The 20,819-nt window shown below is 60.6% G+C and carries 20 protein-coding genes and 2 pseudogenes; 8 read left to right on the top strand and 14 right to left on the bottom strand.

Going from position 1 to position 20,819, the window contains the following annotated elements:
* Positions 1 to 20 precede the first annotated feature (20 nt).
* A complete protein-coding gene (locus tag U5G49_RS31815) occupies positions 21 to 1,010 on the bottom strand; it encodes an MBL fold metallo-hydrolase (protein ID WP_193443102.1) in 990 nt (329 codons plus the stop codon).
* 170 nt (positions 1,011 to 1,180) lie between these two features.
* Between U5G49_RS31815 and U5G49_RS31820 the strand changes: the two genes are divergently transcribed.
* Positions 1,181 to 2,113 (top strand): LysR family transcriptional regulator, encoded by a 933-nt coding sequence (locus U5G49_RS31820; protein ID WP_193443105.1) that lies wholly within the window; start codon positions 1,181 to 1,183, stop codon positions 2,111 to 2,113.
* A 28-nt stretch (positions 2,114 to 2,141) separates the two neighbouring features.
* Here U5G49_RS31820 and U5G49_RS31825 read toward each other — a convergent pair whose 3' ends face one another.
* Positions 2,142 to 2,405, bottom strand: coding sequence for a winged helix-turn-helix transcriptional regulator (locus U5G49_RS31825; RefSeq protein WP_246288780.1), 264 nt, complete (start codon positions 2,403 to 2,405; stop codon positions 2,142 to 2,144).
* Positions 2,406 to 2,678: 273 nt separating this feature from the next.
* Between U5G49_RS31825 and U5G49_RS31830 the strand changes: the two genes are divergently transcribed.
* Positions 2,679 to 3,590 carry an NmrA/HSCARG family protein gene (locus U5G49_RS31830; protein WP_193443208.1) on the top strand — a complete coding sequence of 304 codons (912 nt, stop codon included), beginning with the start codon at positions 2,679 to 2,681 and terminating at the stop codon, positions 3,588 to 3,590.
* A 226-nt stretch (positions 3,591 to 3,816) separates the two neighbouring features.
* Here the strand turns inward: U5G49_RS31830 and U5G49_RS31835 are convergent, their stop codons facing one another.
* Positions 3,817 to 4,311, bottom strand: coding sequence for a lipocalin-like domain-containing protein (locus U5G49_RS31835; protein WP_193443107.1), 495 nt, complete (start codon positions 4,309 to 4,311; stop codon positions 3,817 to 3,819).
* Between the two features lie 48 nt (positions 4,312 to 4,359).
* Positions 4,360 to 5,194 (bottom strand): annotated as a pseudogene (locus tag U5G49_RS31840) (SDR family oxidoreductase).
* Between the two features lie 96 nt (positions 5,195 to 5,290).
* Between U5G49_RS31840 and U5G49_RS31845 the strand changes: the two are divergent.
* A complete protein-coding gene (locus U5G49_RS31845) occupies positions 5,291 to 6,190 on the top strand; it encodes a LysR family transcriptional regulator (protein ID WP_193443110.1) in 900 nt (299 codons plus the stop codon).
* Between the two features lie 43 nt (positions 6,191 to 6,233).
* Here U5G49_RS31845 and U5G49_RS31850 read toward each other — a convergent pair.
* Positions 6,234 to 6,335, bottom strand: a pseudogene (locus U5G49_RS31850) (Atu4866 domain-containing protein); the annotation flags it as partial.
* Between the two features lie 75 nt (positions 6,336 to 6,410).
* On the opposite strand from U5G49_RS31850, the gene U5G49_RS31855 reads away from it, so the two are divergent.
* The 3 genes from U5G49_RS31855 (at position 6,411) to U5G49_RS31865 (ending at position 8,820) form a co-directional block, all read left to right on the top strand.
* Positions 6,411 to 7,301 carry a LysR family transcriptional regulator gene (locus U5G49_RS31855; RefSeq protein ID WP_193443112.1) on the top strand — a complete coding sequence of 297 codons (891 nt, stop codon included), beginning with the start codon at positions 6,411 to 6,413 and terminating at the stop codon, positions 7,299 to 7,301.
* Between the two features lie 333 nt (positions 7,302 to 7,634).
* Positions 7,635 to 8,006, top strand: a complete 372-nt coding sequence (locus tag U5G49_RS31860) for a MarR family winged helix-turn-helix transcriptional regulator (RefSeq protein ID WP_246288781.1) — start codon at positions 7,635 to 7,637, stop codon at positions 8,004 to 8,006.
* A 4-nt stretch (positions 8,007 to 8,010) separates the two neighbouring features.
* Entirely contained in the window at positions 8,011 to 8,820 is an 810-nt protein-coding gene (locus tag U5G49_RS31865) for an NAD-dependent epimerase/dehydratase family protein (RefSeq protein WP_193443116.1), read from the top strand.
* Positions 8,821 to 9,312: 492 nt separating this feature from the next.
* Here the strand turns inward: U5G49_RS31865 and U5G49_RS31870 are convergent, their stop codons facing one another.
* The 7 genes from U5G49_RS31870 to U5G49_RS31900 all read right to left on the bottom strand — a co-directional run bounded on the left by U5G49_RS31870 (position 9,313) and on the right by U5G49_RS31900 (position 15,730).
* The gene (locus U5G49_RS31870) at positions 9,313 to 10,392 is read right to left on the bottom strand and encodes an ABC transporter ATP-binding protein (protein WP_193443118.1); all 1,080 of its coding nucleotides are present in this window, start codon (positions 10,390 to 10,392) and stop codon (positions 9,313 to 9,315) included.
* 33 nt (positions 10,393 to 10,425) lie between these two features.
* Positions 10,426 to 10,806 (bottom strand): cupin domain-containing protein, encoded by a 381-nt coding sequence (locus tag U5G49_RS31875; RefSeq protein ID WP_193443120.1) that lies wholly within the window; start codon positions 10,804 to 10,806, stop codon positions 10,426 to 10,428.
* 16 nt (positions 10,807 to 10,822) lie between these two features.
* Positions 10,823 to 11,914, bottom strand: a complete 1,092-nt coding sequence (locus U5G49_RS31880; protein WP_193443122.1) for a Gfo/Idh/MocA family protein — start codon at positions 11,912 to 11,914, stop codon at positions 10,823 to 10,825.
* Between the two features lie 2 nt (positions 11,915 to 11,916).
* Positions 11,917 to 12,744 carry a carbohydrate ABC transporter permease gene (locus U5G49_RS31885; protein WP_193443124.1) on the bottom strand — a complete coding sequence of 276 codons (828 nt, stop codon included), beginning with the start codon at positions 12,742 to 12,744 and terminating at the stop codon, positions 11,917 to 11,919.
* A complete protein-coding gene (locus tag U5G49_RS31890) occupies positions 12,741 to 13,664 on the bottom strand; it encodes a carbohydrate ABC transporter permease (protein WP_407693061.1) in 924 nt (307 codons plus the stop codon). Before U5G49_RS31890 ends, U5G49_RS31885 begins: the two co-directional genes overlap by 4 nt.
* A gap of 80 nt (positions 13,665 to 13,744) precedes the next feature.
* The gene (locus tag U5G49_RS31895; RefSeq protein WP_246288784.1) at positions 13,745 to 14,959 is read right to left on the bottom strand and encodes an ABC transporter substrate-binding protein; all 1,215 of its coding nucleotides are present in this window, start codon (positions 14,957 to 14,959) and stop codon (positions 13,745 to 13,747) included.
* Positions 14,960 to 15,076: 117 nt separating this feature from the next.
* Positions 15,077 to 15,730: a GntR family transcriptional regulator gene (locus tag U5G49_RS31900; RefSeq protein ID WP_112908296.1), complete on the bottom strand. Its 654-nt coding sequence runs from the start codon at positions 15,728 to 15,730 to the stop codon at positions 15,077 to 15,079.
* A gap of 130 nt (positions 15,731 to 15,860) precedes the next feature.
* Between U5G49_RS31900 and U5G49_RS31905 the strand changes: the two genes are divergently transcribed.
* Together U5G49_RS31905 and U5G49_RS31910 are read left to right on the top strand one after the other, a co-directional pair.
* Complete coding sequence (locus U5G49_RS31905) at positions 15,861 to 17,057, top strand: Tm-1-like ATP-binding domain-containing protein (protein ID WP_193443128.1); 1,197 nt, start codon at positions 15,861 to 15,863, stop codon at positions 17,055 to 17,057.
* Positions 17,050 to 17,892 (top strand): phosphoenolpyruvate hydrolase family protein, encoded by an 843-nt coding sequence (locus U5G49_RS31910; RefSeq protein WP_193443130.1) that lies wholly within the window; start codon positions 17,050 to 17,052, stop codon positions 17,890 to 17,892. Before U5G49_RS31905 ends, U5G49_RS31910 begins: the two co-directional genes overlap by 8 nt.
* Before the next feature lie 179 nt (positions 17,893 to 18,071).
* On the opposite strand, the gene U5G49_RS31915 is transcribed toward U5G49_RS31910, so the two are convergent.
* Positions 18,072 to 18,332, bottom strand: coding sequence for a hypothetical protein (locus tag U5G49_RS31915; protein WP_193443216.1), 261 nt, complete (start codon positions 18,330 to 18,332; stop codon positions 18,072 to 18,074).
* A gap of 114 nt (positions 18,333 to 18,446) precedes the next feature.
* Positions 18,447 to 20,813: a CehA/McbA family metallohydrolase domain-containing protein gene (locus U5G49_RS31920; RefSeq protein WP_193443132.1), complete on the bottom strand. Its 2,367-nt coding sequence runs from the start codon at positions 20,811 to 20,813 to the stop codon at positions 18,447 to 18,449.
* Positions 20,814 to 20,819: the final 6 nt, after the last annotated feature.

Consider the following 20,819-nt stretch of genomic DNA (forward strand, 5'->3'; position numbering starts at 1 on the left):
TCTCCTTGGTTCCTTGAGCTTCAGAACTGCCAGTTGGCGGGAACCCAAGCGTAGCCGCCATCGGTCTTCAGCATCCGGCCGAGGCCGGGGAATGGATAGTGGAAGCCAAGCACGGGCATGCGCTCAGTGGCCGCCCTGTCGAAGATGCGCCGGCGCGAAGAGAGAGCCGTCTCCTTATCGCGGTCGGGCCCGGGTAGCCAAGGATTGTCGACGTTGACGACGGGGTGGTAGGCAAGGTCTGCCGTCAGCAGCAACTGGTCGTTTCCGGAATGGACAAGGAAGGTGGCCATGCCCGGCGTGTGGCCGGATGCGACGATCGTCGTCAGGCCCGGCACGATCTCGGCACCGGCTTCATAAAGCTCGACATCGTTCTTGAACGGCCCAAGGCTGTTCTTGATGTTCGCCGCAAAGCGCAGACGGAATTCCTCTGGCACAGGCATGTAGGAGAGATCCGGATCGGTGCGAACGAAGAAGTCCCAGTCGGCCTTCGGGACGAAGACCGTGGCGCCGGGAAAGGCCTTGCCGCCGTCCGCGGTCCTTAAGTTGCCGACATGGTCGGGGTGAGTATGGGAGATGACGATCGCATCGATGTCCGCAGGACCGAGGCCGATCGCCGCGAGATTATCGAAGATGCGGCCACCGTTCGGGCCCATGGTCTTGCCGGCGCCGGCTTCAATCAGAATCCGCCGACCGCCGGTTTCAATCAGCAGCGTGTTGAGGTTGAGGGTCATGTGGTCGGTCGGAAGGAATGCTTGCCGCAGAACCTCTTGAAGCTCAGCTTCCGGCGCGTCGCTGGCGTAAACGCGTGGCGGCCCACCAATCACGCCATCGCTCAAGACAGCCGCGCTGATTTCGCCGACGCGGAAGCGGTAGTGCCCGGCATTGCCGACCGGGGACGCGGCCTGAGCGTTGGCACTGCCGGAGCTACCCAGGTTTGGGATGAACATGGTCGATGCGCTGGCGACAGCGGACAGCATGATGGCACGTCTTTTGAGGGTAAAGGCACTCATCGGGTTTTCCTCCGTGTTGGGCGCTCAGTCGCTTCATCGCTTCGCACGGGTCGAATTGACCGTGAAAGCAAGCATCAAGCACCGCGTTGAGCTCGGCATCAACCATGACATGGGGCGATTGATCTGATAACCTGCGTTAAGTTTATCGCCTTGATTAGAAAAACTTCGCAATGGATCCTATTCGCCTGGACAGCTTCGATGTATTCGTGGCCATCGTGCGCTGTGGTGGTTTCCGCGCCGCCGCACTTGAGCGAGGCGTGTCTTCGTCGGCCTTGAGCCAAACGATGAATGGGCTGGAAGAGGCTCTCGGTATCCGGCTCCTCAATCGAACGACGAGGAGCGTGTTTCCAACGGAGGCAGGACAGCGCCTCCTCGAACGTTTGGCACCCGCGTTGAGCGACATCAGACTCGCCATCGCAGAGGTCGATGAATTGCGTGATAGCCCATCCGGAACGCTCAAGATCAACGCGCCGGCACCGGCGGTCGATCATTTTCTTTGTCCGCTCGTGTTCGACTTCATGGACGTTTATCCCGAGGTGAAGATCGAGATCATCAGCGATGCGGCCGTCATCGATATCGTGAAGCAGGGGTTCGATGCCGGCGTCAGGTTCGGCAAGCAGCTGGCGCAGGACATGATTGCGCTGCCGCTTGGACCCGCGCTTCGTTATGCAATCGTAGCCTCGCCTGAGTATATCAGTACGCGCGGACAGCCGCAGACACCGCACGAACTTGTTGGACACGACTGTATAAGACGCCGTTTCCCAGGTGGCACGCTCGTCACCTGGCGCTTTGACGAGGGAACCGAAGAGATCGAAGTCACTCCAACTGGACGCTTGACGGTGAGTTCTGCACACAACGAACTGCAAGCTGCACTGGCGGGCAGAGGAATAGCCCATGTTTTCGATGACTACGCCAAGCCGTACATCCAAACCGGCCGGCTGGTGGAGCTTCTCTGCGACTGGAGCCCCACCTTGCCGCACTGGTTTCTATACTACGCCAGCCGCCGCCTCCCGAGCGCAGCCATGCGTGCGTTCCTCGACTACATGAGGAGCTACGACTGGAAGGCGAAACACGCCCTCGCCCCGCGGTTATTTAGTCAGTAGCTTGCGTAGAAGCAGATCGGAGCTTCTTCTAAATCCGACGTTCTTCGGCCTCATCGAACTCTCTACGTGAGGCTTCGATGTCTTGCCATGTGTCGCGGATCCAGTCGGTAAATCCCGCGAGCGGCTTCAGCATCGATTTTCCGCGATCGGTCAATTCGTATTCCACGCGCGGAGGCAGTTCGGTGTAATAATGCCGTGCTACGAGCCCATCCCTCTCAAGATTACGAAGAGTGAGCGTCAGCGTACGCTGCGATATATCGGGGATACCGCGTCGAAGGGCGCCGAACCGCATGGGCGCATCGGGGGAAAGTGATAGCATCGAGACGACAAGGATCGTCCATTTGTCTCCAAGGCGAGCCAGTACGCTGCCGGGGGCGCACGGGTCAGAACCGGTCCTCGCGGCGTTTCGATCACAGGTCGGCCGTTTATCTCGCGTGGCATTAGACCTCCGTCAGACATTTCCATTGGTTATCTTCGTGTGCCTGAGGACCAAAATTGTGCCGTCTTGCGCGCGTTTTCCGATTGTTCCACATGGTAACTGCGTAAGTTACCAAGGAGAACTAACATATCAAATGCGCCAGAGTTTCTCGTGTTCGGAGCGACAGGCCAGCAAGGGGGAGCGGTGACACGGGCGCTGCTCGAAGCGGGCCGAGGAGTTCGCGCCTTCGTTCGTGACCCATACAGCGAAAAGGCAAAGTCACTCGCCGCGGACGGGGTTAGCCTGGCGGTGGGTGACCTATTCGATCGCGCATCGATCGACCACGCGATGAAAGGAATCCGTACCGTGTTCAGCGTGCAGACGAGCTCCCCATCGGGATTGCTTACGGATGAACAGGAAGTGGAGCAGGGCAAGTCTGTTGCTGACAGCGCGGTGTCCAATGGCGTTGCTCATCTCGTCTATTCCTCAACCCGAGCTGCGGGCAAGGGCCACACCGGGATGGGTCATTTCGACAGCAAGTCTCGCATCGAGGACTATGTCCGCAGCTTGCCCATCACCACGACAATCACCCGCCCAGCCAGCTTCATGGAAATGATGATGCTCCCGGGAATGGGTTTGAACACCGGCGTTTTCAATTATTTCATGCGGCCGGATCAGTCGATGCAGATGATAGCACTCCATGATCTTGGTCGCATCAACGCGCAGATCCTTTGCCAGCCAGACCTCCATGCCGGCCGGGTGATAGAACTGTCGGGACAAGACATCACAGGCAAGGATCTGCAAGAGGCCTTCTCGCGTGCCGCTGGACGTCCTATCCGCTACCAGCGGTTTTCCGAGGAATTGCTGAGCGAGAACGACTTTCTGAAACGGCTGACTGCGCTCGTCGACAACGGCGTGGTCGCGGGAATCGCAGACATCGCTGCCCTCGAACGTGAGTTCGGACCTATGTTGAGATTGGAACAGTGGCTTTCCGGTCCAGGAAAAACGTTGTTTGAACACGCACTCAGCGCGGAACCGTCAAGGATCGGACTGCGATGACGCATGAAGCAGCCGGAGGGACCATTCCCTCCTGCTGCGAAAGCGGCGCGTGTCATGATCCGAGCCGTCGAAAAAGGCAATGCGGTTGGGGCGGTTGATGCCTTGAACATGGAAGGACGATCGATGAGCATCGCTTTCTTGCTCTGCATCGACTTCGTACTCAGGCGGTTTGGAAGGGCGAAGCTCGCAAAGTTGGGGAGCTTGCCTTAGGCACGGCTTTCTTTCCTTATTTGACGCGCTGCCACTCAATTCTGATTTCGGTGCCTTCCGGCCTGCGAAACTGTTCGCTCATCCGGTCGCCGGTTACGACAAGCGTCAGATCGTTGCGTGTTCGTATGCTGCCAACCCAGTTCGGAAATGTCGCCCCTTCGACATGGTTTCCGCTGAATTCTCCTTTCTCATCGACGGTGTAGGTGCCGAAGAACCCGATGCTGCGTGACATGGCCATGCGATTTTCGTCGTCCGTCCCCTCGCCGCGAGCATTGGAAGCAAACCGCGGGACGTCGGCGTCGGTCAGAACTTCCACGAAGTGCATGTCGGGAGTGAAGACGAGAAGACCATTGGGCTTTTCTCCATAGGCAGCGATGTTTTTGCCGCCGGGATCGATGGTCGCCGACACCATGCGCCAGGTGCCTACGACCTGGTTCTCCGTGGCGGTCTGTGCGAAGGCGGACGACGATATGCTGAAGGCGAGCGCCAACACGCCTGGTCGGATGGACATGTTGTTTCCTTCCTGTTCATGAGGTCTGTGTTTCCGGACCGCTGCGGTTCACAGATCCTGCCTGTCGACGGAATCTGCGACGTCTCGCTGTGCCTCAAGGGCGGACAGCCGAGCGGAAAGCGCATGTGAGATAGAGGAATAGGCCGTGCTGCCCAGCGTCAGCCGCAGCGGTGGCTTCTCGCTCTCGGCGGCTGATATGATTGCGGACACGGTGCGCGCCGCATCCCCTTTGATCTCAAAGCTACCCCCGGTGATCGCCCGGCGCACGGCGCCGGCGGGGGTGTCATCGTAAATATCCATTGGTGTCGCGCTGACGAGATTGGCTCCGAAATTCGTGCCGGTCGGCCCCGGCTCGGCGATGATGATGTCGATGCCGAACGGAGCCACTTCCTGTGCCACGGATTCGAGGAACCCCTCGATGCCCCACTTGGTCGCGTGATACAGGCTGAAGCCTGGATACGCGATCTGCCCGCCTTCGGACGAGACTTGAACGATCCGCCCACCGCCTTGCAGGCGAAGACGAGACAGTGCGGCACGGATCAGATGGATTGACCCTGTGAGGTTTGTGGCGATCTGCCGATCGATCTCTTCATTCGTGAGCTCTTCCGCAGCACCAAACAGACCGTAAGCCGCGTTGCTGACGATCACGTCTATGCGGCCGTGCCGCTGGAAGGCTCCTTCAACGGCGGCGGCGATGCTTTCCGGCTTGACCAGATCGAGCAGAACGATATCCAGGCGATCACGATATTCTTGCTTGAGTTGCGTCAGCGGTCCCGGGCGGCGGAGCGATTGCGACCACCTTGTGCCCCTGGGCAAGCAGCTGCTGCGTCATCTCGAAACCAAGTCCCGAGGAAGTGCCGGTTATGAACCATGTTGTTGGCATGTGATCTCCTTTATCTTTTCATTTGCGAATTTAGATCGGCCAAACTGGTGATATAAGATCCTCAATTTGAGATGAGATGGTGAGAATAATTCACGAATGGTGCGCCCCAGCTTGAACGACCTTGCCGCCTTTGCCGCGGTCGCAAATTATCAGAGCTTCCGCAGGGCGGCCGACGTCATGGGCGTTTCGCGGTCCGCCCTTAGCCATGCGATTATCGCTCTGGAGGGAAAGCTGGCCGTCCGACTCTTCAATCGGACGACACGCAGCGTATCGCTGACGCAGGCCGGCGCGCGCCTGCTCGCACGACTCGACCCGGTTCTGCAGGATCTCGATCAAGCACTCGATACCCTGTCGGAGGAGCGCGGCACCCCAAGCGGCTCGCTGCGGATCAATGCGAACAAGAGCGGCGCCCGTATCCTGCTCACCGACGTCGTTCCGCGCTTTCTCGATCTTTATCCCGATGTCGAGCTTGATCTGGTATCGGAAGGCCGGCTCGTCGATATCGTGGAACAGGGCTTCGATGCCGGCATCCGCCTACTGGAAGCGGTTCCGAAAGACATGGTCGCGGTAAAGTTCGGCGGCGACGTGCGTTTCATCGCCGTGGCAGCGCCGTCCTACCTCGAGGGTAGAGCAACACCGCATACGCCCGACGACCTTGACGCCCATTGCTGCATCCGCCAACGTCTGCCGAGCGGAAAGCGCTATCGCTGGGAGTTCTCAAAGCGCGGCGCCGAAGTGGCGATCGACGTCCAGGGCAACCTCACCCTCGACGACAATGATCTTCTCGTGCAGGCGGCGGTGGACGGACGCGGTATCGCCTATGTGCCCGACCATTTCGCGCTGCCGTTTCTGACGTCCGGCCAGTTACGCACCGTACTTGATGAATGGTGCCCGCCGACGCCGGGCCTGGCGCTCTATTACCCGAGCAGCCGGCACATGCCGTCACCACTACGAGCCTTCATCAACCTCCTCCGAGAAGTGGACAGGTCGCAATGACAGGGCGGCACTGAGTGGGCGCCGCCCCTGTCAACTGGTTATGTCAAGGCGTTGCTGGCTGACGTCGTAAGATCATGCCGCCATGGTGCAGTGTGTTGGCATCGACGAAATCGCCATCGGCGGTGAAGCCCGTGTCGTCCCAATATGATCTAAGGTAGGCGCCTTGATGAGATCGGACAATTTGCCCAATGATGACCACTCTGGTAAATCTATCTAACCAATGGCGATCGATCTGAATGGCATTTCCGTTTTCCTGGCTGTCGCCGAAGCGCGCAGCTTTCGTGTGGCCGCGGAGAATCTGGGCGTCACTCGACCAGCGGTCAGCCAGGCTGTCCGACGTCTTGAAGATCGGCTGGGCGTCGCGCTCGTGCGGCGCACGACGCGCAGTGTCAGTCTCACGGAGGCCGGCGAACAACTGTATCAACGGGTGGCGCCAGCGATTTCCGAAGTCGGACTGGCGCTCGACACGACGGCGGACCGCGACAGCGCACCGAGCGGACTGTTGAGGCTGGCAGTGTCGTCCATCGCCGAGCAGTTCATTTCGGGGCCGCTTCTGGCGCGTTTCGCGGATGCCTTTCCCTCAGTTCAGATCGACGTGACGGTCACGGACGAGGAATTCGATATCGTGGCGGAAGGCTACGACGCGGGGGTGCGGTTGGGCGAGGTCATCGATCAGGATATGTTTGCCGTTCCAGTCTCGGGCGACCAGCGCCAGGGCGCCTTCGCCGCGCCGTCCTACATTGAACGTTTCGGTAGGCCCAAGCATCCTTCGGAACTCTCAGCGCATCGGTGCATCGGTTGGCGTCCAGCGCCACACAGCGCACCCTATCGCTGGGAATTCGGTGAAAAGGGGCGCGAGTTTGACGTGGCTGTCGCCCCCCAGATCACCACCAACGACATGTGGCTTATGATCCGCACAGCCTGTGCCGGCGGCGGCATCACCTTCGGTATGGAAGAGGCGTTCAAACCCTATGTCGCATCCGGTCAACTGGTCCCTCTCCTTCAGGACTATTGCCCTCCGTTTGCCGGCTTCTTTCTTTATTACCCCAGCCGGCGCAATCTCGCTCCGAAACTGCGTGCACTCGTCGACCATGTGAAGCGGTGGCGATAGCATCCGCCTAACATCGCTGTCGTGACCGGCACTGCCAGGCACAGCGGAGCTGACGGAGGATCCCGGCTACCTTGAAGCCGTTGCCGTATCGTGGATGGTCGTCTGGATTGCCCGCTCCATCGCGCCGCTTTCGTCGAAGACGCTGTCGAGCTTTCTGGCTCAGCACTCTGAGATTACCTCATCCGAACCCGTTGACATTCGTTCGCTACCTTGCAATTATCGTATGGTAGCGAACGAAATGGGTAGGGCTTTTCCATGCACGATCAGGCGGACACCAGAAATCCTTCCGTGGGGGCATGGACGAAGCGATGTTACTTCGCTGGCCGGGCTCTCATGGACGAGCGTCTGCGGCCCTTCGATCTGGGATCCACGCAATGGTATGTGCTTTGGTATCTCGTCAACAACGGCTCGTCCGTCCAGCGAGACCTCGGTCGCGCACTCGAACTTGAACGCGCGACCTTGAGCGGAATCATCGCCACGCTCGTCCGCAAGGATCTGGTCGCGCAGACCGCGGATGGAGGCGATCAGCGTCAACGTCTGCTGAAGCTGACAGCCGCAGGGGAGGCGCTGTGGCGCAGAATTCCTGATCTTTCTTTCATTCACGACGCTGCCTTCGGCGGGATCGACGAGGCCGACCTGGCCACGACCATCCGTGTCCTCAAATCAGCGACCGAGCGACTGCAGGCCCTGTTGCGAAAGGATTGAGTAAATGTCCGTATTGATCACCGGAGCCACCGGGCTGGTTGGCGAGCGGCTTCTGCCGCGGTTGGTGGAGACCGGCTATGCTTGCCGAGCCCTGCTTCGGGCGGGCAAGAGCTGCGCTGAAGGACTAGAAGCCGTGATGGGCGATATCCTCGACCCTTCGACCCTGACGAGCGCCGTGCGAGGAGTTTCCGCTATAGTGCACCTGGCCGCCGTATTTCGCACACAAGACACCGATCTCATCTGGAAAAGCAACCTCGATGGCACACGCAACTTGATCGCTGCGGTGAAGACCCACGCACCCGACGCCCGTTTCATCATGTCGAGCACCAGCCATGTCTACAACAAGGACAATCCGCATCCGGGAAGGGAAGAAGATCCGGTCGAGCCACAGCACGCCTATCCCGCGAGCAAGGTGGCCGCGGAGAAAGAACTGCGCGAAAGCGGGTTGAACTGGTCGATCCTTCGCTTCCCATTTGTCTATGGCGATGGTGACGGACATCTTGAATCTCTGCCCGAGCACATCAGCACCTGGCACCCGGCTCAGCGCATGAGCACGATCCACCATCGTGACATCGCACGAGCAGTCACGCTGGCGCTGGAGGGTGCCTTTGATCGGCACGTGGTAAACTTGGCCGACGAGGCGCCTACCTCCATCTACGAACTCGCGGGCATGGTGGGGTCCCGGTTGGACTCAAGTTGCGAACCTCTCTCAAATCCCTGGTACCTGCATGTCGATACGTCCCTCGCCCGCAGCCTGGGTTTTCATCCCGGCGTCAGAACGGTCTACCAAGCCTGGCAAGAAGGAATTTCGTAGGCGGATCGCAGAACTTGGTGGCCGAGCTCGACATGGCCTGTTAGCGTTTGTTGCCTACTTGGCGCACCTGAATGGTTGGTTTTTTTCTTAGCGCTCTTGAAAGGATTCGAACCATCGACCAGGCGATTGCAGCATATCGTTGATTTATGGAACCTCGATTAGATGAGCGCGCCATCGACCCCGACTTTTTTCCATCGCACGCCAACTCGTTTCCGGACCCGACGCGCATCCAAACCGAGATGAGGAGCGAAACGGCAGCCACATTGCCGATCAGAATTTGCCAAGCCAATATCGTTTTCCATAAAATTTCGAATAGGTTGGCTTACATTCTTTGATGAAGTCTAAATTTTCTCGCGGCGCGACGTTGAAGACGCCCCACTCCTGCCTGCGTGAAACCGTTAGGTCAAAACCTGGCGCCGAAATTTAAGCTTACGGCTTCAATTGAAATCGGTAGGTGGCAGAGCCTTGGCAAAGCTAAGGAAAACGGCCGCTTCAGGCGCCCGCTATGGAAAGGCGCCTGCCGGTTGCCACCGAAAACAGATGGTCGCTGGCGGCCCGCAAGGCGAAACGGATCGTATTGCCCGGCCTTACGGCAATGCGCTCACGAAACAGCATGTTGACGTTTTCCTCTCCGATCCGGGCAACGACCTGCGTGTCCGCGCCTGTGGGCTCGACGACCACGACCTTCGCCGGTGTTCCTTCATCGGCGATGACGAACTGTTCCGGCCTGATCCCATAGATGAGTTCTTCGCCGGGATCGGCCGTCCCGGGACTCAGCGACAGCGGCATGGCGACGCCGCTTTCGGTGCGAAAGATCGAAGGCGCGTCGGCCTGGATGCGGCCCCTGAGCAGGTTCATCGCCGGCATGCCGATGAAGCCGGCGACGAAGGTGGTTGCGGGGCGATCATAGATTTCCAGCGGGGTTCCGATCTGCTCGACGATGCCGTCGCGCATCACGACGATGCGGTCGGCCATGGTCATCGCCTCGGTCTGGTCATGGGTGACATAGACGGTGGTGATCTTCAGCCGCTGGTGAAGCTCCTTGATCTCGGCGCGCATCGCCACGCGCAGCTTGGCGTCGAGATTGGAAAGCGGTTCGTCGAAGAGGAACACTTTCGCATCGCGCACGATCGCACGGCCCATGGCAACGCGCTGGCGCTGGCCGCCCGAGAGAAGACGCGGAAGGCGGTCGAGATAGGGTTCCAGTGCAAGGGTTTTTGCGGCGGACTGCACCCGGTGGCCGATCTCGTCCTTGGCCGTACCGCGCAGCTTCAGGGAAAAGCCCATATTCTCGGCCACCGTCAGATGCGGATAGAGCGCATAGCTCTGGAACACCATGGCAATGTCGCGCTCCTTCGACGGCAGGTCGTTGACCATGCGGCCGCCGATCGAAAGCCGGCCGCCCGAGATCGTCTCCAGGCCGGCGATCATGCGTAGCAGCGTGGACTTGCCGCAGCCGGACGGTCCGACGAGTACGATGAATTCGCCATCCTGGATATCGACGTCGACGCCGTGGATAACAGGCAGGTTGCCGTAGGACTTGCGGATGTTGTGAAGCGCAATCGACGCCATGATATTTCCCTCCCCCACGAGAACAGGACGATTTCAGGCCGCACCCTCGCCTTCATGATTGACCGCCGTCCGGGCGCCGGAGGAGAACATGATCAAGGCGAAGAGCGGTTCGGCGCCGAGCGCGCGCGCCCAGTGCCTGATATTGCGGGGTATCCGGATCGCGTCGCCGGCTTCGAGACGGTAGAGCGCATCGCCGAGCTTGTGCTCGCAGTGGCCGGAAACGACGTAGAGAATTTCCTCGCAATTGGGATGCGAGTGCAACTGGTTGCGCTCGCCGGGATTGATCCGGCAGGTGCCGAAGGTCATCTCGGCGCCGGGCGTGCCGTCGCCGGTGATCTTCCAATTGAGTTCGCCCCAGCTGGTGGGCATGAATTCGCCGCCGGCTTTCCTGAAAATGACATCGGTATCGGTCAAGGCTGTCGCTCCCCTGTCAGAGATTGGTGGTGACGCCGGCATCCGCGCGTCTGTAGAATTCGAAGAGCTTCATGATCTCGCGGGCGATTTCGAGCGTGCCCCTGGAGATCGGCGTGCCGGAGAGGATCGCATCCGTCAGATGCAGGATTTCGGGCACATAACCGAGATAAAACAGGTTGTTGTTGTAGAGCTGGCCGAGCGAATGCTCCGGCTCGTAGAACAGCGCCGCATTCTCGTCCGGCTGGATGAAGCTCGCGGCACGGCCATAGGACGGCAAGTCGGCCTTGCGGAAGTAGGTCAGCCGGCTGCCGTTTTCGACGATGGCGTTGGCGCCTTCGCCGATGATTTCGACCCGCTCGAAGATGCTGCCGCCCGACTGGCCGGCGGCAAGATGCAGCGTGCCGATTGCCCCGGAGCGGAAGCGCAGGCTGGTGACGGTCGCGCCCGTCGACGCTTCCCATTCATAACCAGCCCGTTCGATCTCGCCGCCGAGGAAGTTGAGGATCGCGCCCGGATGGTAGATATGGTCGAGAAAGCTCTGCATCTTGACGAGATCGGCGCGGTCTTCCTGCCTCGGCAGGCTCTGGGGATAGCGGACATTGATCGAGGTCAGCCGGCCGAAACCCGGCGAGCCGATCAGATCCTTGAGCTTTTCGATTGTGGGGAAAAAGGTCTTCTTCAGGCCGGTCATCACCATGCGGCCGGCCGCGCTACTTGCCGCCTGCAGCCTTTCGATGTCCGCAAGGCTTGCCGCCGTCGGTTTTTCCATCCAGACGTGAGCGCCTGATGCAAGCGCGTCGAGCGCCAGGTCGGTCGCCTGCAGCCGGCCGTCGGGATGATAGGCGGTGACGAGAAAGACCAGCTCAGGCTTTTCCCGTTCGAGCATCTCGCGATGGTCGGTATAGGCTTTTCCGGCGCCGAAGAGTTTTGCGAATTTCTCGGCGCGGCCGAGATCGAGATCGCAGATGCCGGCAAGCTCGACCGGCGCGTAACGCAGTGCCGGATAGACATTGCGATAGGCATGACCCCCGGCGCCGATGAAGCAAGCCTTGATGCGGTGATCGAATTCGAAATTGTAGCGGATTTCCCGCTGGACATGATGCGACATGGTCAGCCCTTGATTGCCCCCTGCGTTAGCCCCTCGGTGAAGCGGCGCTGCATCAGGATGTAGAGAAGAATGATCGGCAGGAATGAAATGACGGTCCCGGAAAAAACCAGGCGGTAATCGGAAGCATAGGTGCTGGCGAAGCGGACGAGCCCGAGCGGCAGCGTCTGCACCTCGGGACTGATCAGCACGATCAGCGGCAGGAAGAAATCGTTCCAGGTGGAGAGCGCGCTGATGATGACGAGCGCCTGCACCGCCGGCGTCGAGATCGGCAGAAAGACCTTGGTGAGGATCTGCAGATGCGAGGCGCCGTCGATCTTGGCGGCCTCGATCAGATCATCAGGCACGCCGATGAAGAAGCTCCGCATCAGGAATATGCCGAAGGGAATGCCGTTGCTGACCTGCACCAGCACGATACCAGCAAGCGTGTTGACGAGGTTCAGCCCGAAAAGCACCTGATAGAGCGGGATGACGATCGCCTGGACGGGCACGGTCAAGCCGAGGATGAAGGCGTAGAACAGCCATTCCCGGCCGGGAAAACGGATCTTGGCAAGCGCATAGCCGGCCGGCGCACAGGTGATTAGCGACAGGGCGACGACGCCGATGAGATTGATGAGGCTGTTGCCGACGAGTTCGCCGAACCCGCCGATCTGCCATGCATCCAGATAGTTCCGCCACATCAGGTCGGCGGGCCAGGTGAAGGGGTCGGCCTGGCCGATCTCGGCCTCGGTCTTGAAACTCGAGACCACCAGCCAGACGAAGGGGGCAAGGATCAGGATCAGTGCCGGGGTCAGGGCCAGCGCCACCGGCCATTCGCGATTGCGGACACTCATTGCGAAAGCCTCGCGCGCCAGCGGTTGAAGAGGATGGTGATGGCGATCGCAAGCAGGCTGAGCAGGATGCAGAGCACCGCCGCAAGCCCGTGATCCTGGGACTGGAAGGCAAGCCGGTAGATGTAAGTGGTGATCAGCTCGCTCTGGTAGAACGGCCCGCCATTGGTCATGACGAAGACCGTGGCGAAGCCCTTCAGCCCGTTGATCATCGCCAGCGAGACGACGAAGGTCGTCACCTCACGAAGCCCCGGCAGCGTCACGTAGATCAACTTCTGGAAGGCATTGGCGCCGTCCACTTCGGCCGCGTCGTAGAGCGAGTGGTCGATATTCTGCAGACCGGCGATGAAGAGGAGCATGTAGAGGCCGAAACCCTGCCACGAGCTTGCGACATTGACGGAAAAGAGCACCAAAGCGGGATCGGAAAGCCAGCCTTGCGTGAAGGCGCCGAGCCCGATGCGCGTCAGCGCCGTATTCAGCAGGCCGAAGAATGGATCGTAGATATTGGCCCAGATGACGCCGACCACCGCCAGCGACACCAGATGCGGCAGGAAGAAGGCGGTGCGGAAGAAGACCTGGGTGATACGCAGCCTGCTGACGGCAAGCGCCAGCATAAGGCCGAGCCCACCTGCCATCACCACATGATAGGCGAGCCAGAGGAAGGTATGGACGAGGCTCTTCCAGACGATCGGATCGTGTGCGGCCTTGGCGTAGTTGTCGAAGCCGACGAAGTTGGCGGAGGTATTGAAGCCGGCCGAGCTGTTGAAGCTCAGCCAGAAGGTGGCGGCGATCGGCAGCAGGGTGAAGGCGGCATAAAGGGCGAGCGCCGGCGCCATCAGCCACAATGCGGTGCTGGCATCGCCACCGGATGAGTCAGATGAGGCAGCCCCGGTCGCCCGGCGTTCGGACATACGGGCGGACATGCCGCCCGTATGTCCCGCTACGCCAGGCGCATCCCTGAGAGGAGCCACGACCTTGCTTCCGAGCGTTTCTGGAATGACCACTATTTCGCCTCTGCCATCTTCGCCTGGATCTGCTTCATGCCGTCCTCGCCGCCGATCTGGCCGGAGATCAGGCCCTGGATGACCTGGAAGTAGGTGTCGAGCACGGGGCCGGGCAGATAGACGCTCGGATTGTAGCCGACGCCGCCGGCGGCGGCCGCGAAGATGTCCTTCAGCACTGGCGTCGGCGGCTCGACGCCGGGGATTTCGCGCGGATAGATCATCGTGCTTGCCGGATCCTGCGCGCGTTTCTTCATCACCGCATCGGACAGCATGAAGTCGATCCATTTCATCGCGAGTTCCGGCTGCCTGGAGTTGACCGGCACCAGCCAGCTCCAGCCGACGCCGCCGGTCGGTATCGCCGCACCCTTGATGTCGGAAGGCATGGGCGCGTAACCGGCATTGGCGAGGTCATAGCCGGCCTTGCGGGCATTGGCGGTGAACCACGGGCCGGCAACGAACATCGCCGCGCGCTTGTTGAACCAGAGGCGGGAGGCGCCATCGAGATCGAGGCCGGCCATTTCCTTCTTGATGTCGCCCGCCTCGACCAGCTTCTGCAGCCGGACGGCGCCGGCGGCGACCGAAGGATCGTCCCAGGCGATCTCGCGGCGCAGTGCCTTGCCGATTACCTCCTTGCCGCTCGCAGATTGCAGCAGGTTGCCGAAGAGGTGGCCGGCGCTGCCGGTGGTACGGGGACCGATGGCGATCGGCTGCAGACCAGTCTCACCGATCGATTTCATCAGTGCTTCGAATTCGGTCCAGGTCGCCGGGATCTTCCAGCCGGCCTTTTCGAAAACATCCTTGTGATACCAAATGCCAAGCGCATCAAGGCCATCAGGAACCTCGTAGATCTCGCCACCGAACTGGCCCTTCAGCTCGGTGTAGAGCCAGGGATAGATCTCATCCTTCCAGCCGCGGTTTTCATATTGCTCGGTAAGCGGCATAACCTGCTTGGCATTCCTGACGACGCTGATGCGGCCGATGCCGGAATTGGTGAGGATCACATCAGGGCCGGCATCCGACTGGATCGCCGCCTGCACCGCGCCGTTGCTGATCGTCCCGGTTGGCGGCATGAATTCGACGGTCACGCCGGGATTGGCCTTTTCGAAATCGGCCTTGATGCCGTTCCAGAGCAGCGCCACCAGCGGTTCGGTGATCTGTTCGGGACCCCACATTTTCAGGGTTTCGGCATGCGCCAGCGAACTTGCGGCGATCATCGCCACTAGCCGTGCAGCGGGCAAGAAATTTCAGCATTGCTCCCTCCTCCGGGCCGCTCCACGGCCACGTTTTTCGATTGTTGTAAAGGAGACCTCCCTCTCCTTCATTCCCTCCAGCTAACCCTTCTGAAAGCGCGCCATGACGGCTTGCTGGACATCACTGATATGCGCATGCATCAACGCCTTTGCGCGCGGGATGTCGCGCGCCCGGAACGCCTGCAGGATCTGATCGCGCTCTTCGGCTGCCCTTTCGGCCAAATCGCGGCTCTCATTGGCGATCGAGCGGCAGATCTGGATCTGCAGTGCGAGCCGTGCCAGCGTTTCGATCAGCGGCGCGCTTCCAGAAAGCTCGGCGATGGTCTCGTGAAACTCCTTGTCGCGAATGCCGTAGGTTTCCATGTCGCCTCGACGCAATGCGGCCACCGCCTCATCCAGAATACGCTCGAAGCCGGAGATATGCCGGTCGCTCATCTGCGGCACGGCAAGCTCGACGGCGAAGCATTCGAGCGTCTTGCGCAGATCGTAAAGGTCGTCGATCTCCTTCGACGTGAAGCTGCGCACGAAGAAGCCGCGATAAGGCTTGATCTCGATCAGCCCTTCCTTGGCGAGCGTGCCGATCGCTTCGCGGAACGGCGTGCGGCTGACTTGCAGGCGTTCCGTCAGCTCCTTTTCGTCGATCGAGACGCCGCTCGGCAGCTCGCCGGAGACGATCAGGCGAACGATTTCCTCGTAGATCCGCTCGCGAAGGGTGAGGTGGCGCGGTGCGTTCATGGTCTCCATTTCCGTCTGGCATTCATAATTTAAGTATGCAATATACGGAAGAATATACAATATGGAAAATACGAAATTGGAAATTTTATCGTAAGAACCTCGGAGACCGAGCAAAAAGGGGGGAAAACCAATGGGAAAGGTCTATATCGTCGGCACGTGCGACACCAAAGGCGCTGAACTGAGCTACGCCAGGGAGGTGGTTCTTTCGGCCGGAACCGATGCCGTTCTGGTCGATGTCGGAACGCTTGGGGAAGGCGCCGGCGCCGATGTCCAGGCGCGCGACGTCGCCGCATTTCATCCTGAGGGACCTGCGGCCGTGCTCGGGCAGGTCGATCGGGGAACGGCGGTTTCGGCCATGGCCAAAGCGCTGACGGCATTCCTGAAATCGCGCAACGACATCGGCGCCGTGCTCGGCCTTGGCGGCACCGGCAATACCGCGCTGGTGACGGAGGCGATGCGAACGCTTCCGATCGGCCTGCCGAAACTGATGGTCTCGACGGTCGCCTCGGGCAATGTGGCGCCCTATGTCGGCCCGAATGATCTCACCATGATGTATTCGGTCGTCGACATCGCCGGCTTGAACGCCATCTCGCGCAAGGTAATCGGCAATGCGGCAAATGCGGCGGCCGGCATGGCCCGCAACCCCATCCCCGTCTCCAGCGATGATCGGCCGGGCATCGGCATGACCATGTTCGGCGTCACCACCTCCTGCGTCACCCAGCTCCGCGAATTGCTCGGCAAGACGCATGAAATCTACGTCTTCCATGCGACCGGCGTCGGTGGCCAGTCGATGGAGAAGCTTGCCGATTCCGGTCTGCTGCAGGGCGTGATCGACGTGACGACGACGGAGGTGCCCGACCTTCTCATCGGCGGTGTCTTTCCGGCGACCGAGGATCGCTTCGGCGCCATTATCCGCACCGGCCTGCCCTATGTCGGCTCGGTCGGCGCCGTGGATATGGTGAATTTCGGAGCGCGGGAAACCGTGCCGGCGCCGTTCCGCGACCGCAGGCTTCACGTCCACAATGCGCAGGTGACCCTGATGCGCACCACCCCGGAGGAAAACCGCAGGATCGGTGCTTTCATTGTCGAACGGCTCAACCGGATGCAGGGTCCGGTTCGCGTCCTGCTGCCGCTTCAGGGCGTTTCGGCGATCGATGCTGCCGGTCAGCCATTCCATGATCCCGAAGCCGACGAGGCGCTGTTTTCCGCCATTCGTGCCGGCTGGCGCGACGCGCCGAACAGGCGCCTCGTCGAGATAGACGCCCATATCAACAGCCCGGAATTCGCTGCCGCACTCGTTGCCAGCTTCCATGACATTCATGCGTGAGGAGAGAGTTTTGACCCCCATCGACAGAAACGACATTCTGAACAAGCTTCGCCGCAAGATCGCCGAGGGCCGGCCGATCATCGGCGGCGGCGCCGGCACCGGCCTTTCCGCCAAGAGCGAGGAGGCAGGCGGCATCGATCTGATCGTGATCTATAATTCCGGCCGTTACCGCATGGCCGGACGCGGCTCGCTTGCCGGCCTGCTCGCCTATGGCAATGCCAACGAGATCGTCAAGGAGATGGGCCGCGAAGTCCTGCCGGTCGTGCGCCACACGCCGGTGCTTGCCGGCGTCAACGGCACCGATCCCTTCATGCTGCCCGATCACTTCCTCGACGAGCTGAAGGCAATGGGTTTTGCCGGCATCCAGAACTTTCCGACCGTCGGGCTGATCGACGGCACGTTTCGTGCCAATCTCGAAGAGACCGGCATGGGCTTCGATCTGGAAATCGATATCATCGCCCGCGCCAACGCCAAGGACATGCTGACCACACCCTATGTCTTCAGCAGTGAGGACGCCGTTGCCATGACCAAAGCCGGCGCTGATATCGTCGTCTGCCATCTCGGCCTGACCAAGGGCGGCGCGATCGGCGCTGAAACGGCGCTGACGCTCGATGGATGCGTGGAGAAGATCAACGCATGGTCGGATGCCGCAAGGTCAGTCCGCGACGACGTCATCGTGCTCTGCCATGGCGGGCCGATCGCCATGCCCGCGGATGCGGCCTATGTGCTCGCCCGCTGCAAGGGTTGCAACGGCTTTTACGGCGCAAGTTCGATGGAGCGCTTGCCGACCGAGGTCGCGATCAGGGCGCAGGTCGAGGACTTCGCGAAGATATAGGTGTGGGGTGATGTCAGGGATGGAAACGAACAAGGTGGGCAGGGCCAGGCCTCATTGCTGGATGCGTCAGCAGCCGCTGAACAAGTGATCGTTACCGGAATCGGCGGAGACGGCGGAAGGATCGCTTCGCCGGAGGCATAGAGCGCGTCCGCCACAAATACCAACGCGGCTTGCCTCGCTCATAGCCGAAGACGAAAGCCTGCAGAGGAGACTTCCGGGGCTGGACCAACGACGGCAGTTTGCGCCATGTATCCTACAAACGCCTTCGCGAGGTTCAGGATAACGCCGCGTTTTTGACTTGGGTAAGTGGCCAGCGAGACGTTCGCTGGGATCTGGTCGAGTTCGGCCGCAGTCTCTTCGAGCGATGCGGCCTGATGTTCGGTGCGTTTCGACAGATCGTCGGAGCTCTGGCTAATTTCCCCAACTGCATTGCTTGGCACTCGCGCCACCGTAAATGAAGTCCCATTCCGATTGGTCGCGGTTTGCGGGCCGAACAGGTGCACGCCGCCTGACTTAGCCGAACCTCGGGACCGGGACTGTTGCTCAATCTCACTTCAGGCTGTCATGAATAGCGGTGACGTCCAAATGCGGGATTGATCCCTCTGTCTCGCTGTCAGGAAAAGCGAGTGTTCAGGCCCGTCGTTCAATGCAAGTCCCGCAAGTCGTATCTCACCTAAGAGATCGCGCGGAAGAGGGTGATCGGTGACGCGCTCCAACAGAAGGCGCAGCTCAACACCGGCAAGATCGACCGAGATGGAGCCCTTTGCGATCAGCTCGTTTCCGCTTGCCTCCAGCGACACCTCGGGGGCATGGAGATGCGGCGGCGGCTGGAGCGGATCTCCGATCTTGCTGTAGCCATGGAGCTTCGCGGCAATGGCAATGCGCGCGTCGCGAAGGTCGGAAAGCTCAAGTTCGATCCCGTCGACGTCTCCATGCGTTGCCGTCCTAAAGCCGAGCGTGCCGAGCCCAGTGCGCCACACGCTTTGTTCGGGATGATCGAAACCGATCCCGTGCACATCCAAAAGCGCTGCACCGGTCACAGCCACCTCGCCGCTCCAATAGGCAGCCCGATAGCGATCCTTGATCCGTGCGCCACCGAAGCGAATGCGAACCCTCCGCTCGCTGAAGCCCGCTTCGGCATGAAGATCGCGACGCCATACGACGCAATCTCCGTCAAAGAGCTGAACCTCCTCCCACCCGGCATCTCCGAGGAGGCGGTAAGAAAGCGGCTCTTTGGATTGGCTGAACACCTCGCCCATGAAATGCGTACCTTGCGACAGAACGGCGAAACTACGCTCGCCAGTCGTGGCAAAAGTGCGCCTCGCCCGAAGCGCGCTGGCAACGCCGGCTCGGTCGAAGCGGTCGGCGATGACGCCGGTGAGCCCGCCGCGCGCACCGAAAGCGCCGGTGGCCGGCGCGCCACCGCCGCAACGGCCCTGGTGTTCGTCGCTCGCAGCGGAAGCGCCAACCCTGTACCCGCGTGCCAGGGCTTCGGTGTAAAGCCAATGAAATTGTCCCCACGCGGAGCCGACCTCGATCAGTCGTTCCAGCTCCGGATGGTTCCAGTCCAGAATGCAGCGCCTGCCACCCACATGCGGGATTAGCAAATGGCCTTCCGGATCATCCTCATAGGCGCCATAGAGCCTGTCGACGGGCCATATCCCAGGACGGATCGCGCCCGCCGTCGTCTCATTCCATTCGAAAGAGCGAAGGGAATTCCCCTTCTCGTCGAACGGAAACCGGGGCTTGCCGTCGCGGAGAAAGACGACGTTGCGGTCGCCGCCGGCAGCGGAGTTGCCGCACCATTCGGTGCCCGGATAGCAGACGAAACGACCGGTCTCGTTGAGATCGTGGATGATCTCCACCGCCTTGTCCCAACTCGCCTCGGTGATGTTGAAGTCGTTGACGGTATAGCCCACCACGTCAAGCCCGGCGATATCGCGTCCATAGGTGAGATTGTAGGTCGCGTCATTGGTGCCGACGGTGTCGTCGGAATGGACGTGCAGATCAGCATAGAGAGGGCGCAAGGCGCCCTCTTCGCTCTGGACATAGGCGAGGCCCAGGGCGACGGAGGGTTCGCCGTTCAGCCATGCTTCCAATTTCCATTCGCCGGCCTCGGCGAAGGAAAGGCCGGAAATCCGAGCGAATGTCCAGCCTTCAGCGGCGAATGCCACTGGCTCCGTTCGTTGCTTGCCATCCGGGGCGGTCATGACGAGCGCACCCTGCAGGTCGCGACCGTGGCAGGTGTTTCCCCATATGTCGTCGACGCGCACGATCGCATCGAAGGATTGACCGAGGCCAACCAGCCGCGGCGCGATGACCTGAAGTGCATACGGTTGGCCGGCCGCGATTTCCAGCCTACAGTCGCCTGGCACTTCTGCAAATTTCGAGCTACCCAGCGGATCGACGAACAGCCGGAAACGGAACGCCTTCTCCACGAAAGTCTGCACACGGGTGCCGGCGCCGCCCTGCCGCCGATCGCCCAGACGGATGACGATCCTGTCACCGGGATTGAGATAGCCGTCGACGACGTCGATAATGACAGCCTTCTGGAAGGGACGTTCGTGTCCCTTCTGATCAAAACGCACCTTCAGTGCTTGAACCGTGCCCGGGCTTTGCCCCGAAACCAGAGGACCGGCATGGTATTCGGCAGAAACATAGTTGGCGCCCGTCGGCTCTGTTGTCTGGAACAGCGCCCAATCGGAATAGAACTTGAAGGCGAGCTTCAGCCACGCGCCGTCTGCGAGACCGACAGCGCCGACCTCATAAACGAGCTCCAGTTCGGTCCACTCCCCCGCCGTCAGCGTCTGCCTCTGGCAGGTCAGACGGCCGAGGAAGGGCAGAGTATCGAAATGGTCGGCAAGGCCCGTTGGAGAATGGGCGCCGGCTTGAAAAGTTTCATGCGGCAAAATCTCTGTCATGGGAAT

The sequence above is a fragment of the Rhizobium indigoferae genome (assembly GCF_034554815.1).
Lineage (GTDB): Bacteria > Pseudomonadota > Alphaproteobacteria > Rhizobiales > Rhizobiaceae > Rhizobium > Rhizobium leguminosarum.